This is a genomic window from Nonomuraea zeae (assembly GCF_005889725.1).
GTDB classification, from domain to species: Bacteria; Actinomycetota; Actinomycetes; order Streptosporangiales; family Streptosporangiaceae; genus Nonomuraea; species Nonomuraea zeae.
Map to the genome: position 1 here is coordinate 1 of NZ_VCKX01000296.1, position 14658 is coordinate 14658.

The window sequence follows — 14658 nt, forward strand, 5'->3', positions numbered from 1 at the left end:
GGCCGGGGAGGTGGCGTTGCGGGTCCTGCCCGGGGGTGGCCCGGCGAACACGGCCGTGGCGCTGGCCCGGCTCGGCACCCATGCCCGCTTCCTCGGCCGCCTGTCGGGCGACGTGTTCGGCGCGCTGTTCCGCGAGCACCTGTCCGCCTCGGGCGTGGACCTGTCGGCGGCCGTCGCGGCCGAGGAGCCGAGCACCCTGGCCGTCGCCTCCCTGGACGCGCACGGCCAGGCCGCCTACACCTTCTACGCCGGCGGGACCGCGGACTGGCAGTGGACGTCTCACGAGCTGGAGCTGTCGCGCCTCGGCCAGGCCGGCTGCCTGCACACCGGCTCGCTGGCGCTGGTCCGCGACCCCGGCAGGGCGGCGGTGGAGGAGCTGGTGAAGGCCGCCGCCGCGCGCGCCACGATCTCGATCGACCCGAACGTCCGCCCCACCCTCGCCGCCAGGTCCGACTACCAGGTGACCCGCTGGTGCGAGTGGGCCGACATCCTCAAGCTCAGCGACGACGACCTCGAATTCCTCCTGCCGGGCGTGCCCGTGGAACGTGCCTGCGACACCTGGCACGCCGCCGGCGCCCGCCTCATCGTGATCACCAAGGGCGCGGCGGGCGCGCTGATCTCCCTGGACGGCGCCCGCGCCACCGTCCCGGCGCCGTCGGTGCGGGTCGTGGACACGGTCGGGGCGGGCGACTCCTTCACCGCCGGCCTGCTGCACGACCTTGAGACGAAGGGCCTGCTGGGCGGCCGGCTCGACGGGCTCGACCTGGCCGCGGCCGTGCAGGCGGCGGAGTTCGCGGCCCGGGTGTCGGCCATGACCTGTGCCGTCGCGGGGGCGGACCCGCCCTGGGCGAGCCAGCTCGCCGAACCGGCCCCCCGCCTCTGACGGGGGCGCGCACCGGCCGCGTCACTCCGGCGCCCGCCCCGGCCGGGGGCTACAGGTCGTCGAGCAGGCTTTCGGCGACGAGCTCCTCCGGGATCGCGAGCCCGTGCGCGCGCATGGCCGGGGCCAGCTCCGCGTCCCACGGAGCGTCCGTCACCCGGCCGGGCGGCAGGCGCGCGGCCCGGTGGTCGCCGAGGGCTCGCAGGTAGTCGGCGGCGGACATGCGCCACGGCTCGGCCCCCGTCTTCGCCATCGTGTACGCGGCGATCCGCAGCCCTTCCCCGTCGAAGTCCCCGTGATAGCGCAGGCGGGCGCCCGGCAGCGAGCGCAGCAGCCGGATGGCGGCGCTGTTGGGCCAGCCCGAGGTGCAGACCATGGGCGGGCACGCCGCGCCGAAGCGCCGCTGCGCCAGGGCGAGCACGGTCGGGTTCTCCACCACCCGCACCTCCCGCTCCCCCACCGGCAGGGGCTCCGTGAGCTGGGCGAGGGTGATCACGCTGGCCTGGCCGTCCCAGATCCGCAGCACCCTGGCCAGGGCGGAGTCGCCTACCGGCCGCAGCCCGGCGACGAGCACCGTCGTGGACAGGGCGTCGCAGGCCACGCCGGCCCGCTCCCACAGCGCCCGCCGCGCCTGGGCGCCCTCCGGGGCGGGCACGTCGTAGAGCACCGACAGTGCCTTCATGACCAGCGACGACAGCCGCGTGCCCTCGTCGAGCGCGTGCGGGTCGCCGGTGACGTCGGCGGCGACCGCCGCCAGCGGCCGGCCGGCGGCGGGCAGCGCCGCGAGCACGGCGAGCGCCTGTTCGAGCAAGTCCCGGCCGGCGCGTACGGCGGACAGGGCCAGCAGCGCGGGCTCGGCGGCGACCACCGGATGCGCGGCGAACCAGTCGAGCAGCGCCGCCCGCTCGCTCTGCCGCTCCGCCCGCCTGCGCCGCCGGTCGTCGAGCGGCCCGACGATCGCCTCGGTGACCGTGCGGACGTCGAGCCCGCCGAGCGCCCCTTCGAGCCTGGCCACGTCGATGGTGATCGAGGGGCCCGGGTAACGGTCGAGGCCGAGCAGGTCGGCGACGGCGGCCTGCTGCTCGCCGCCCAGCCCCGCCACCCTGACCCGGCTGACCTGGTGGCCGGAGGACAGGCGCTCGTGCAGGGCCTGCCACACCGGCCGCAGCCCGGCCGCGCGCAACCGCTCGGGAACGGTCATTCCGCCGGCATCGTCCGGTAGCCGTTCCAGACGAACCGGGCCGTCGTCACCGCGTCGTCCCCGTCGCCGGTGATCAGCTGGTGGATCGCGATGCCGTCCAGCTCCCGGTACTCGCACCACTCGTGGTCGGAGGTGAGCACGAGGTCCAGCCCCAGGTTCACCAGCAGGTCGAACACCTGCCCCCGGTTCGTCTTGTCCACCCCGACGAACACCTCGTCCAGCAGGATGAACCGCGGGCATCCCGGATCGGTCTGGTAGTGCGCGGCCACGGCGGCGAACAGCGGCAGGTGCAGCGCGATCGCCTTCTCCCCGCCGGACAGGGCGCCGTGCAGCTTCCTGGTGAGGTCCTGCCAGCCCTGCCCGTCGCCCCGGTCCAGCTTGACCACGAACCGGTGCCAGGCGGTGTAGTCGAGCACCTTCATGAGCTGGTCCTCCCAGCTCGCCGAGGAGTTGTCGGCCCGCGCCTCCTCCACCCGGTCCCTGAAGAAGACGTACAGGGCCTCCTTGTCGGCCTCGTCCAGCCCGGCCGGGTCGCGCAGCAGCAGGTCGCGGGCGGCCCGCGTGCCCGCGGACTGCGTCGGGTCCACCTGCCACACCAGCCGCACCGCCACCCGGGAGGCGGTGCGGACGCGTTCGAGGCGCTGGTTCATGCCCTCGACCAGCGCGGTCGCCTGCCTGATCCGGTCGGCCAGGTGCCGCCGCGTGTCCCCGGCGAGCGTCCGGTCGAAGAGGTCCCGCTCCGCCTCCGTGATGTCGGAGCGCCGGTCGTCGCGCTCCTCGCGCAGCGCCTTGCTGAGCGCCGCGGCCCCCGCGCGCACGCCGCTGACGGTGGCGGTGAGCATCTGCACGTCGTCGTCGGGCGCGAGCTCCAGGTCGGCCCGGTCGGCCAGGATCTCCCTGGCGTGGTGGAAGGCGTCCTGCAGGCGCGCCTCGGCCTCCCTGACGTTCTTCTGCTCGTACGGCACCGTCGCGAGTTGCTCGGCCACGGCCCTGGCCGCCTCCAGCACGGCCCGCACGCCCGCCTCGGCGGCCAGCTCGATCGGTACCCGGGCGTCCACCGGCAGATGCCCGGCCGCCAGGCGGCGGAACCGCTCGGACACCGCGTCCCGCGCCCGCCCCGCCTCGGCGTGCTTCTCCTCGACGGTGCCGAGCTCGCCCCTGAGCTGGCCGAGCCGGGCGTTGAGCTGGGCCAGGCCGTCGTTGACCGACTTGATGAGGCGGCGGCAGGCCTGGTAGGCGGCCTGGGTCTCCTGGAGTTGTTCGAGGACGCGCAGGTGCTCGACGCCGACCGTGGACTCGACGGCGGCCAGCTTCTCCGCCAGCACGACGGCGGCGCCGGCCGCCTCCTCGGCGCGCTCGACGGCCTCGACCGCGAGGTCCTGGTATTCGCGGGCGGTCCCGGCGGCGTCCGTGGCGCGCTCCCTGGCGGCGCGGGCGTCGGCGCGGCGGTCGTGCCAGGTGGTGCCGGTCGCCTCGGCGGCGCGCAGGGCCTCTTCCAGGTTGTCGAGCGCGGGCAGCGCGGTCGGCAGGGCGTGGCCGGCCGACAGCTCGGTGAGCCGCCGCAGCGACCTGCCGACGTCCTTCTCGCGCTCGTGCAGGCGCTGCTCGTAGGTGCGCAGCTGGTCCTCCAGCAGCGCGACCTTCTTCACCGCGCCGTCGAGCGCCTGGACCGCGTCGGCGTACGGCCTCCTGTCGGGCCTGCGCCGCAGCTCGGCGGCCAGCATCTCGTGGGAGGCCGCGAGGTTGGCGAGCAGGTGGTCGCACTCGGCGAGGCGGCCGGCGAGCTCGCCGAGCAGGTCGTCCAGCTCGGCGATGCGGCGCCGCCTGGCGCGCTCGCGGGCGGTGGCGCCGAGGTAGGACGGCTCGGGCTTGACCCAGCGGCCGGCCGCGGGCCCGAGCCGCCAGGTGCCGTCGGCGCCGATGACGGCCGGGTGGTCGAGGCCCATCGCGGTGGAGGCGAACGCGATGCCGCCGAGCACGGTGTCGGCGTTCACCGGGGAGTCCGGCTCGGTGCACAGCACCTGCGCCAGGCTGTAGCCGGGCGCGGGCATGGTGAGGGCGGCCACCGCGAACGCGTCGTGCTCGCCGGGGTCGAAGCCGCCGTCGGGCCGCAGCCACAGGTCGAGCAGGCCGGACGCCTCCAGGGCGGCCTCCACGCCGGCCTGCGCGACGGGATCGAGGCCGGATTTGAACGCCACGGCCCGCCACAGCGGCGCTCCCGGCCGACCGGCTCTGGCGTCGGCGCTGCGGGTGTGCGGTGCGGGGGGTTCGAGCACGGTCTGCTCGTCGAGGCGCTCGCGCTCCTGGACCAGCTCGGCGCGCTCGGCCAGCATCGCCTCGCGCAGCCCGGCCAGGTGCTGCTCCCTGGCGGCCAGCCGGACCGCCGCGCTGGTGCGGGCGGTGCCGACCAGCTCGTCGGCCTCCTCGAACCGGTCCGCCAGGCCCGCCACCTCGTCCGGCGCGAGCTTGAGCTGGACGCAGCCCGCCGCCCACTCCCCCAGGGCGGTGGCCAGGTCGCGGCCCCGCTCGTCCCGCAGGCGCTCGGCCCGGTCGTGGACGCTCTGGGCGGCGGCGAGGTCGTCGCGGGCGCGGTCGCGGTCCTGCTCGGCGACGGTACGCCGGTCGATCGCCTCGCCGTGCGCGGCGGCCGCGGCCCTGACCTCCCTGATCTGGGCGGCCCGGCTGGTGACGGCGGCCCGCAGCAGCTCCCGCGCCCTGCGCACGCCCTGCTCGCTGTCCGCGGCGAGCGCGTCCGTCCCGCCTTCCCCGGAGGCGGCCCCGGCGCGGTCGCCCTCGTGACGGCCGTGGACGCCGGCCCGTTCGCTCTCCTCGTGGACGCCGAGGAGGCCGGCGCGTTCGGCCGCCTGGCGGGCCTCGGTCCTGGCGCGTTCGGCGAGGCCCGCGGCCGTGCGGGCGCCGGCGGCGGCCAGGGCGGACAGCTCCTGCTTGGCGGTGGACGAGCGGGCGGCCGTACCGGCCTGGTCACGCAGCCGGCCCGCCAGCTCGTGCGCGGCCCGCGCCTCCGTGCGGAGCCGGTGCAGGTCACCGCCCGCCTTGTACGCCTCGCTCTCCTTCAGCCCGTCGATCTGCGCGGCCAGCGCCAGCTCCTGCGCCTCCTCCTCGCCCAGCCGCGCGGTGGCGGAGGCGAGCTCGTGCTCGGCCTCCTTCAGCGCCTCCCGCTTGGCCCTGGCCTCGGCGGCCGTCGAGTCGAGCGCGTATCCGGCCGAGGTCACCGCGGCGGCGGCCGCGCGCAGGACCCGCTGGGCGTAGCCCCGCTGCCGGGCGGCCAGCCGGTCGGCCTCCTCCACGTCGCGGTCGAGCAGGCGCAGCTCCTCGCGCTGCCGGTCGAGCCGCTCGAACCCTTCGGCGATCTCGTGGATCTCGCCTTCGCCGAGCGGCGGCAGGGCGCTCGACAGCAGGTCGGACAGCAGCCCGGGGTCAAGGCGTTCGGACAGCTTGGGGGTGCGCAGCTGGCGCAGCGCGGTGAGGAGGGAGTCGTAGCGCTGCTCGTTGAGCGCCCGGTAGAGCGTCTGGCGGACGACCGTCCGGTAGGTCTCGGCGGACTCGTGCACCTTCCCGGTGGCGCCCAGCTCGTCGGCGAGCTGGGCCTTGGTCAGGGGCTGGCCGCCCTCGCCGGTGAGCCGGACGCCGTCGGCGGTGTCCACGCGGGCGTCGGTCGTGAAGTAGGCGGCGGTGACGTTCTTGGTGTGGATCGTGGCCTGGAGGCGGGCGCCGCAGGTGAACCAGCGGCCGTCGGCGTGCCGGAACTCCAGCCACACGTAGCCGACGCGGGTGGTGCCGGTGGCGCCGTCGCCCATCAGGTTCCAGTGCATGGTGCGCTCGGTGCCGCCGAACGTGGACAGCCTGCTGGGCTTGAGACTGGCGTCGAGCACGTACGGGAGCAGCAGCTCCAGCACCTTGGACTTGCCGCTGCCGTTGGGACCGCGCAGCAGCAGCCTGCCCCGGTGGAACTCGAACACCTCGTCGTAGTAGCGCCACACGTTGAGGATCCCGGCCCGTACGGGGGTCCAGCGGGGGTCCACGCCGTGCGCCGCGCGCGCCGGGGTGAGCTCGGTGACTGTCATGAATCCTCCTGGACGGCCGTGCCGCGTTCGACCCGGTAGCGGGCCGCGGCGGGCAGGGCGGCGACCCGGTCACCCGTACGGCGGGCCAGCCCGAACAGGGTGAGCACCTCCAGCGCGTCGGCGGCCAGCCGGGGCCCGCCGCCGTCGGACTGGTAGGCCTTCGCCCACTGGGGGAAGCGGCGCAGCAGGCCGGCCGCCTCGGTGTCGAGCCGGGCCGCGCTCACGGGGCCGGACGAGACGAGCAGGTCGAGCATGAGCAGGGCGGCCACCTTGGCATGGCTGCTGTCGTCGGGGAACTTGGTGTCCGTGGCGGTGGCGTCGGTGTCGATGAGCAGGAAGCCCTCCGCGCGTTCTTCGAGGACGAACCCCGCCTCCTCGGCCGCGCGCCGGATGATCTGGCGGCCGGTGAGCGAGGCCGCGTAGGCCGACTGCTCCGGGGTCAGCTCGTCGCGGTAGACGACGGGCTCGTCGAGCAGGCGGCGGATCAGCGAGTGCCGGGCCCACAGGTTGCGCTGCGTCTCGGTCGGCTCGCCGCCCCCGTAACGCGCCTCGGCGGTGAGCGCGCCGGGCAGCCCGACGCGGTCGTCTCCGCCCGGGTCTTCTTCGGCGGCGACCCGCGACGGGGGCACGGGCGCGGCGAGGAGCCTGATCACGCGGGTGGTGTCCACCCGGTAGAGCACCTTGGCGTCCTCGTCGTCGAGGTAGGAGTCGGTCGCCCCGTCCATCGAGGTGACCGCGCCGTAGTGCTCCAGCAGCTTGAGCACGTCCACGAACGCGGCCCGCTCGTCCGCCCTGACCGGGTCGAACCCGGGCACGTCCGCCTCCACCGCCGCCGCCTGGACGACCCGCTGGGCGAGCATCCCGATCGTGGTCACCGGCGAGGTGAGCAGCTCGGCCGCGCACAGGCACAGCAGCGTGTAGCGCCGGCGGTCGAACGGGGCCCTGGTCGTGCGACGGCGCCGGGCGGGCCGGGTGGCGCTCGCCGTGGACCTGACCTTGACCAGGCGGGCGTACCCCTGACGGGGCTCGACGACCAGCCGCCAGCCGCAGAAGTAGTCGAACCACTGCGTCAGCGGCTGGCGCCGCTTCCTGATCAGGTCGAAGGCGGCCGGGTCGTCGTGCAGGGACACCAGCGGCCGGCCGAGCAGGGTCCTGATCGCGCGCGCGATCTCCTCCTTCTCCGCCCTGACGAGCTGGTTGGCCAGGCTGCTCATGCGCCCGCCGCCCGGCCGTGCGCCTCACCCTGCCCGAGCACCCGGCCGTGCGCCTCACTCAGCCCGGACGCCCGGCCGTGCGCCTCGCTCGGCCCGGACGACGGCGGGTCGCCGGCCAGGCCGGGCGAGCGGACGTCGATCAGGTAGTCGGGCCCCCTGAACCACCCCTCGGACGTGCGCAGGACCGCCACGGCCCCGTCGTCGGGGGCCCGCAGCACGATCTCGACCCGCCCGTCGGAGGTGACGGCGCGGCGGAAGCCGGTGGAGTCGGGCCGCTCGGCCAGCGCCCGCCCGAGCAGGTCGAGCAGCCGCCCGAAGGTCTCGTGATCGAGCTCCCCGAGCTGCGACAGCCGCATCGCCCCCGTGGTCGCCAGCGCCGCCCAGGCGGCCTCCAGCTCGGCCCGCTCCTTCTCGGCCCGCGCCCTGCGCTCGGCCCGAAGCGCCACCACGTCGCGGACCCGCCCCGTGCGCCCCATCCGCTCGGTGCGCCCGCGCGAGCGCAGCAGCGCCGACACCGCGACGGGCTCGGCCTCCTGCCAGGACACCCCGGCCGGGATGAGCTCGGCGTCGGCGTGCCCGAGATGCGCGTGCCTGGCCGGCCCGAGCCCGAACGCCGCGTCCCACAGCCGGTGCGCGTCGTCCTCGCCGGGCGCGGTGGCGAACCAGCGGGCCAGCGTACGGAAGTCGGCGGCGGCGCTGGAGGAGCGGCGGCGCGAGTCGGTGATCCGGTCGAGCACCTGCAACAGCGACACGATCGCCCGCCGGGCCACGTCGTGCAGCTGCCGCACCCGCGGCACGCCGCCGTCGCCGGGCGCGAACCACAGCCGCAGCCCGTCCCACCTGGCCGCCCTGGCCGCCAGCCACGGGGTCGCGTGGTCGGCGCCGGGCACCTTCGGCAGGTCGGCCCCGTCGAGCGCCCGCGCGTGCAGCACGCTGACGCCGTGGGCGGCCACGCCGCGCAGCGCGGCGGCGATGACATCGCCGCGCTGCTCCAGGTTGGTCACGAACTCCTGGAGGTAGGCCACCGTGGCGGACTTGACCTCGTGGAACGTGGTCAAGTCAGTCCCCTCGACGCGCAGCAGCCGCTGCAGCTCGCCGTTGAACTGCTTGGTGTTGCCGCGCAGCCCGTCGAGGTGCCCTTCCAGCTCCTGCAGGCTGGTGAAGATGCGCCGGTTGCGCCCCGGATCGGGGTCGCGCAGCAGCGACTCCAGCTCGCCCAGCCGGTCGGCGATCGCGTCGAGCACGGCGGTCTGCAGGGCGCCGGCGGAGGCCAGCATCGCCATGGCGTGCTGCACCCCGGCGAAGGCCGCCTCGCCGCGCTTGGTCAGCGAATATTGCAGGTTCTTCCGCTCGTACTCCTCGGCGGTGGCGAAGCTCCCGGCGTGGTTGAAGATCACGTCGAGCAGCCCCCAGCCGACGAGCTGCTTGAGCGTGCCGGCCAGCTCCTGCTCGGCGACCGGCGCGTACCAGCCCACGGCCCGCAGCCGCTCGTGCACCTCGTCGACCGTCAGCGCCGTCTCCAGCCGCTCGTTGGCCTCGCCGAAGGCATAGAGGACCGCGGTGTGCAGATCTGCCCGCTCTGTGGTGGTGAACCGGAACATCTCCGGCGGCACCCGTGGCGGCTCCGCCATCGCCCCGCTCCCCTCGCCGCTCCTTCACCGCTCACCGCAACCGTAGCGGGAGACCCCGGCCCCCCGGCCACGGTTTGCGCGCAGATCACGAGGGTACGGCGGCAGCATTGGAACGGGGGCTGAGATGGCGGAGTTCGAGGCGACGCGGGGGATGCCGGCGGACAGCGTGCTGGTGTTCGGGGTCGCGTCCGATGTGGATCTCATGGACAGGTGGCTGCCGCCGGGCCTGTCGGTGAGCGGCAGCGGCCCGGGCCTCCTCGAAGCGGGTGGCGAGCTGGTGCCGGGCACGGGCAGGCACGAGGGGCTGTTCCGCGCGTCGGAGGAGCAGCTGCGGGTGGAGTGGGGCGGCCGCGACCACCCCGATTACGCCGGATGGCTGCAGGTCTCGGACGCGACGGGCGGCACGAGCGAGGTCACCGTGCACATCTCGCTGCTGGACGAGCGCGACGACAGCCAGCGCGCGGCCGAGGTCCGCGAGCTGCTCGACCGCTCGCTCGACCAGCTGGCAGACGAGGTCGTCCGCTACGTCTCGGGCTCCGGCTGAAAAAGCTTCCTCCTTTCGCCGAATTCGCCTTCCAGAAATCGGGAAGCGGCATTACCTGATCTGCGGTCCGAACAATTGAGTTGACTCTCGCATGACCGCACATCATGATCCTTTCCATGATTTCTTCATTCACTCGATTAACGAGCGCATTCACCGCTCTCATCGGTGTCCTGGCATTCGGCGCCGCCGTGGCTCCGGCGGCTCGCGCCGCCGATTCCACGACGCTGCTCGAAGGCGTCACGGGCGTCTCCGACCTGGCCGTGGGCGCAGGCAAGGTCTTCGTCTCCGCGAACGACCGGATCGTCGTCACCGGCAGGGACGGCACCCGCCTGTACGCGGCGCTGAGCGGCTCGAACGAGCTGGTGGAGATCGACACCGGCACCCTCGCCGTCACCCGCAGGCTCGACCTCGCCGCCTACCCGTGCCCGGCGACCCTGTCGCTGTCCGGCGACCGGCTCTGGATCGGCTACGGGTGCTACGCCACGTTCGGCGGCGGCTGAACGACCTGGCGCTCACTCCGGACGGCTCGACGGCCATCCTCGCGCTCGACTCCTCCGTGCAGCTCCACGGCTGGGACGCCACCACCCTGACAAGGTCCGCTCCTACGGCAGCCAGCCCTCGGAGTACACCGGCCACGGGCAGTCCGTGGCGGTCAGCCAGGACTGTACGACGCGGACACGGCGGCCTGGCGGGAGGCGTACGACGACTACCCGACGGGCAACCCGGTGGCCGGCGGCCTCGCCTTCGCCGGCGGCGACGTCTACGGCCTGCTCCAGGACCTGCACAACGGCCGCCACTACCCGTGGCGCGCGCACGGCGCCACCCTCCCGCAGGCGGACCTGGAGCTGACGGCTCCGGCCACGGGGACCGCGCTCGAACCGGTCACCCTGACCGGCCGGCTCCTGTGGCCCAGCGGGATGAAGCCGCGCGGCGAGCCGCTCGTGGTCACCCGGCACCTGCCGGACGGCACGAGCAGGACGCTCGCCGGCGCGGCCACCGCGGCGGACGGCACGTTCACGGTCGCCGACCGCCCGCCGGTTTCCGGGGCGATCCGCTACGACGTGCTCTGGGACGGCAACGCGGACTTCCGGTGGGCCACGAAGCCGGCGACCGTCACGGTGTCCAGGCGCGGGTCGTCCCTGACCCTGACGGGCCCGGCCAAGGGCCTGGCGGGCCGGGAGCTCAAGCTCGCGGGCCGATTGGACACCGCGGGCCAGGCGCCCGCGCAGGGCGTCCCGCTCACGGTCCGGCGCACGGTCACCAACCGCGGCGGCACCGTCACCACGACGCTGCCGCCGGTGCTCCCCGCCGCCGACGGCGCCTTCACCGTCGCGGACACGCCTCCCGTGGGCGGCGACCACGCCTACGAGGTCGCGTGGGCCGGTGACGACACGTTCCTGCCGGCGCGGGCCGTCCACCAGATCAGGGTCTACGGCCCGCAGGAGTGAGGCGGGCACGCGCTTGCAAGGGATCTATTCCAGCGTTTTTAAAGGGGACCGCAAGGTTTCCGGCTCAGCGTTTGAATATGCGACGTCTGGTCAACATCATTTCCCCTGTAATCGCCTGCCTGATCGCCGTGACCGGTCTGGCCGGTACGGCGCGCGCCGCCGCGCCCGGTTCTCTCGACGCCTTTTACGGTCAGCGCCTGGTCTGGTCCGGGTGCGGCAGCGGATACGAATGCGCGAAATTAAGGGTGCCACTGGACTATACGAAGCCGGGCGGCAAGCAGATGAAGATCAGTCTGATCCGTCTGCGGGCGACCGGCGAGAAGACCGGGTCGATCGTGCTGAACTTCGGCGGCCCCGGCATGTCCGGCGTCGACGCGCTGAAGGCGAACAAGGCGATCGTGTCCGCCTCCGTCCGCGAGCGGTTCGACGTGGTCAGCTTCGACCCGCGCGGCGTGGGCGGCTCCTCGCCGGTGCGGTGCCTGGGCACGCTCGGCCTGGACGCCCTGTTCGCCAGCGACCCGACGCCCGACAACCGCACGGAGGTCAAGCAGGCCAAGCAGTGGGCCAAGGCGTTCGCGAAGGCCTGCGCGGCCAACGCGGGCAAGCAGCTGCTCGCGCACGTCGGCACCGGTGAGGCCGCGCGGGACATGGACGTGCTGCGGGCCGCGCTGGGCGAGGCGCGGCTGACGTACCTGGGCTGGTCGTACGGCACCTACCTGGGCGCCAGGTACGTGGACCTGTTCCCGAGGAGGATCCGCGCCATGGTGCTCGACGGCGCGGAGAACCCGAACCAGACGGGTCCCGAGTTCGCCCGGTCCCAGCAGCTCGGTTTCAAGGTGGCGCTGGAGTCGTTCCTGCGCGACTGCTTCAGGACCAAGGGGTGCCCGTTCGGCAAGCACAGCGTGAGCGCGGCGCTGCGCAGGCTTGAGATGCTGTACAAGCGGGCCGACCGCGCGCCGCTGCGCAACACCTACGACGGCCGGCAGGTCAGCGAGGCCGTCGTGCGCACCGGCGTGATGAGCGCGCTGTACTCCGCCGCCTCGTGGCCGTACCTGCGCCAGGCGCTGGGGGCCGCGTTCAAGGGTGACGGCACGTATCTGCTGGGCCTGGCCGACTCCTACAACGGGCGGCGGCCGGACGGCTCGTACGCCAACCAGTACGAGGCGCTCATGGCGATCAACTGCCTCGACCACCCCGAGACGCGGTGCCCGTACTGGCCGGTCAAGGGCACCCGGTTCACCAAGAAGGTGCGGGCCGAGGGCTCGCCGCCGATCGTGGTGGTGGGCACGACCCGCGACCCGGCCACGCCGTACAAGCTGGCGAAGGACCTGGCCGCGCAGCTGTCGAAGGGCGTGCTGCTGACCAACGACGCCGACGGCCACACCGCCTACCGCGGCGGCTCCTCCTGCCTGGAGCGGCAGATCGACCGCTACCTGATCACGGCCAGGGCCCCGCGGCCGGGCCTCTGCGCCAAGACATGAGCTGAGCCCCGCTTGAGCAGGGCGCGTCACCCGTCCCACACGCCGGTGTGGGACTGGTGACGTTCGGGTCAACCCTGGCCGTGCCTGCGTGGCGGCGGTGGCCGGGCGGGAGAGATTGGGCGGACGTAGCCGGAAATTCCCGCCCGAGGAGCCCATGGAGTCGCTGCTGGTCCTGCATGCGGTGGCGGCGGCCTGCGCACCTTGGCTGGCCGCCCGGCTGGGTCGCGCCTCCTTGTTCCTGCTGGCCGTCCCGCCGGGGGCCGCGTTCGCGTACACGATCTGGCTGGCGGTGCGCGGGCTGCCCGTGCGGGAGAGCACCCCCTGGGCGCCCGTGATGGAGCTGGAGCTGTCGTTCCGCGCCGACGTGCTGGCCGTGCTGATGATGTCGCTGGTCACGGGCGTGGGCGTGCTCGTGCTCATCTACAGTGCCCGGTACTTCTCCGCGGGCGACGACGGGCTCGGGCGCTACGGCGGCGCGATGGTGGCCTTCGCCGGATCGATGCTGGGGCTGGTGGCGGCCGACGACCTGCTCCTGCTGTACGTGTTCTGGGAGCTGACCACGGTCTTCTCCTACCTGCTGATCGGGTACCACCCGGAGAGCAGGACGAGCCGGCAGGCGGCCATGAAGGCGCTGTCGGTCACCACGTTCGGCGGGCTGTCCATGCTGGCGGGGTTCGTGCTGATCGGGCAGGCGGCGGGCACCTACCAGATCTCCGCGATCGTCGCGGATCCTCCCGGGACGAGCCCCGTCGCGCTGGTGCTGGTGCTGGCCGGGGCGCTGTCGAAGTCGGCGATCTTCCCGTTCAGCATGTGGCTGCCCGCCGCCATGGCCGCGCCCACGCCCGTCTCGGCCTACCTGCACGCGGCGGCCATGGTGAAGGCGGGGGTGTACCTGCTGGCCCGGCTGGGCCCGGCCGTCGGGGACGCGACGCTCTGGCGGGCGGTGGCGGTGCCGCTCGGGCTGGTGACGATGCTGCTGGGCGGCTGGCGGGCGCTGCGGGAGACGGACCTGAAACGGCTGCTGGCCTACGGGACGGTCAGCCAGCTCGGCTTCCTGGTGGTGCTGTTCGGGGCCGGGAACGGGGGCGCGGCGCTGGCCGGCGCAGGCATGCTGCTGGCGCACGCGCTGTTCAAGGCCGCGCTGTTCCTGATCGTGGGGATCGTGGATCACGCGGCGGGCACCCGCGAGCTGGGCCGGCTCAGCGGCGTGGGCCGCTCGATGCCGTGGGTGTGCGCGAGCGCGGTGCTGGCCGGCGCGTCGATGGCGGGGGTGCCGCCGCTGGCCGGGTTCGTCGGCAAGGAGGCCGCGCTGGAGGCGCTGCTGGGCTCGCCGATCGTGCTGGCCGGGGTGGTGCTCGGATCGGCGCTGACGGCGGCGTACACGCTGCGGTTCCTGTGGGGGGCCTTCGCCGGCAAGCCGGGGGTGGCGGCGAACGAGGTGCATCGGGTGCCGGCCGCCATGTTCGCGCCCGCGGCGCTGCTGTCCCTGCTGGGGCTGGTGCTCGCGCCGCTGGCCCCCTGGTACGACCGCGCGATGTCCGCTTTCACCGGGTCCTTCCGCGATCCCGGGCATGAGACGCACCTCGTCCTGTGGAGCGGCTTCTCCCTCCCGCTGCTGCTGTCGGCGGCGGCGCTGGCGGGCGGCGTGCTGCTGTTCCTGGCCAGGGAGCCGGTGGCGAAGCTCGGGACGGCGACCCACCTGATCGACTCCGGCCAGGTCTTCTGGTCGATCGTGCGGCGGCTCGACCGCGTCGCCATCCAGGTCACCGGCTTCATCCAGCGGGGCTCGGTGCCCGATTACCTGATGCTCACGCTGCTGGTCACCGTGGGCGTCGGCGTGTTCTCGATCGTGTACGGCGGCACGCCCCGCCTGACGTCGCCGGTCGTGCTCTGGCAGCGGCCCGAGCAGCCCGTCGTCGCCGTCCTGATCGCGGCCGCGGCCGTGCTGGCGCTGTTCGCCCGCGCCTACATCCTGGCCGCCCTGGTCATCGGACTCACCGGGTACGGCACGGCGCTGCTGTTCCTCGCCCACGGCTCGCCCGACCTGGCCCTGACCCAGTTCCTGGCCGAGACGCTGAGCCTGGTGATCTTCGCGCTGGTGCTGCGGCGGCTCCCCGTCGATCCGGGCAAGGGGCGGCTGCCGTTCCCGTTCAGGGTGGCGCTCGGGCTGGGGG

The 14658-nt window shown here is 74.2% G+C and carries 10 protein-coding genes; 6 read left to right on the forward strand and 4 right to left on the reverse strand.

Features of this window, described 5'->3' with window-relative positions; all coding sequences use genetic code 11:
• Positions 1-883, forward strand: an 883-nt coding sequence (locus tag ETD85_RS50845; RefSeq protein ID WP_138697059.1) for a carbohydrate kinase family protein, incomplete at its 5' end; no start/stop codon positions are given.
• 49 nt (positions 884-932) lie between these two features.
• On the opposite strand, the gene ETD85_RS50850 is transcribed toward ETD85_RS50845, so the two are convergent.
• Genes ETD85_RS50850 through ETD85_RS50865 form a run of 4 tightly spaced genes read right to left on the reverse strand, consistent with a single transcriptional unit; the run spans position 933 to position 9011 of the window.
• Positions 933-2081 carry a TIGR02679 family protein gene (locus tag ETD85_RS50850; RefSeq protein WP_138697060.1) on the reverse strand — a complete coding sequence of 383 codons (1149 nt, stop codon included), beginning with the start codon at positions 2079-2081 and terminating at the stop codon, positions 933-935.
• Positions 2078-6166 carry a TIGR02680 family protein gene (locus ETD85_RS50855; RefSeq protein WP_138697061.1) on the reverse strand — a complete coding sequence of 1363 codons (4089 nt, stop codon included), beginning with the start codon at positions 6164-6166 and terminating at the stop codon, positions 2078-2080. The genes ETD85_RS50850 and ETD85_RS50855 overlap by 4 nt, the downstream gene beginning before the upstream one ends.
• A complete protein-coding gene (locus ETD85_RS50860) occupies positions 6163-7380 on the reverse strand; it encodes a TIGR02678 family protein (protein WP_138697062.1) in 1218 nt (405 codons plus the stop codon). Before ETD85_RS50860 ends, ETD85_RS50855 begins: the two co-directional genes overlap by 4 nt.
• Positions 7377-9011, reverse strand: coding sequence for a TIGR02677 family protein (locus tag ETD85_RS50865; RefSeq protein ID WP_206059393.1), 1635 nt, complete (start codon positions 9009-9011; stop codon positions 7377-7379). The genes ETD85_RS50860 and ETD85_RS50865 overlap by 4 nt, the downstream gene beginning before the upstream one ends.
• Before the next feature lie 124 nt (positions 9012-9135).
• Here ETD85_RS50865 and ETD85_RS50870 point away from each other — a divergent pair, with 124 nt between their 5' ends.
• The 5 genes from ETD85_RS50870 to ETD85_RS50890 form a co-directional block, all read left to right on the forward strand.
• Positions 9136-9555, forward strand: a complete 420-nt coding sequence (locus ETD85_RS50870) for an SRPBCC family protein (RefSeq protein WP_138697063.1) — start codon at positions 9136-9138, stop codon at positions 9553-9555.
• A 116-nt stretch (positions 9556-9671) separates the two neighbouring features.
• Positions 9672-10055, forward strand: coding sequence for a YncE family protein (locus ETD85_RS50875; RefSeq protein ID WP_170247295.1), 384 nt, complete (start codon positions 9672-9674; stop codon positions 10053-10055).
• 225 nt (positions 10056-10280) lie between these two features.
• A complete protein-coding gene (locus ETD85_RS50880) occupies positions 10281-11003 on the forward strand; it encodes a hypothetical protein (RefSeq protein WP_138697065.1) in 723 nt (240 codons plus the stop codon).
• Between the two features lie 281 nt (positions 11004-11284).
• On the forward strand, positions 11285-12484 hold the full coding sequence (locus ETD85_RS50885; RefSeq protein ID WP_240779969.1) for an alpha/beta hydrolase: 1200 nt from the start codon (positions 11285-11287) through the stop codon (positions 12482-12484).
• A 154-nt stretch (positions 12485-12638) separates the two neighbouring features.
• A partial coding sequence (locus ETD85_RS50890) for a proton-conducting transporter transmembrane domain-containing protein (RefSeq protein WP_138697066.1) occupies positions 12639-14658 on the forward strand: 2020 nt, incomplete at its 3' end.

What these genes read in the sequence shown, in the direction of transcription:
- ETD85_RS50850 (WP_138697060.1), bottom strand. Translation starts at nt 2,081, where the DNA reads ATGACCGTTCCCGAGCGGTTGCGCGCGGCCGGGCTGCGGCCGGTGTGG.
- ETD85_RS50855 (WP_138697061.1), bottom strand. Translation starts at nt 6,166, where the DNA reads ATGACAGTCACCGAGCTCACCCCGGCGCGCGCGGCGCACGGCGTGGAC.
- ETD85_RS50860 (WP_138697062.1), bottom strand. Translation starts at nt 7,380, where the DNA reads ATGAGCAGCCTGGCCAACCAGCTCGTCAGGGCGGAGAAGGAGGAGATC.
- ETD85_RS50865 (WP_206059393.1), bottom strand. Translation starts at nt 9,011, where the DNA reads ATGGCGGAGCCGCCACGGGTGCCGCCGGAGATGTTCCGGTTCACCACC.
- ETD85_RS50870 (WP_138697063.1), top strand. Translation starts at nt 9,136, where the DNA reads ATGGCGGAGTTCGAGGCGACGCGGGGGATGCCGGCGGACAGCGTGCTG.
- ETD85_RS50875 (WP_170247295.1), top strand. Translation starts at nt 9,672, where the DNA reads ATGATTTCTTCATTCACTCGATTAACGAGCGCATTCACCGCTCTCATC.
- ETD85_RS50885 (WP_240779969.1), top strand. Translation starts at nt 11,285, where the DNA reads ATGAAGATCAGTCTGATCCGTCTGCGGGCGACCGGCGAGAAGACCGGG.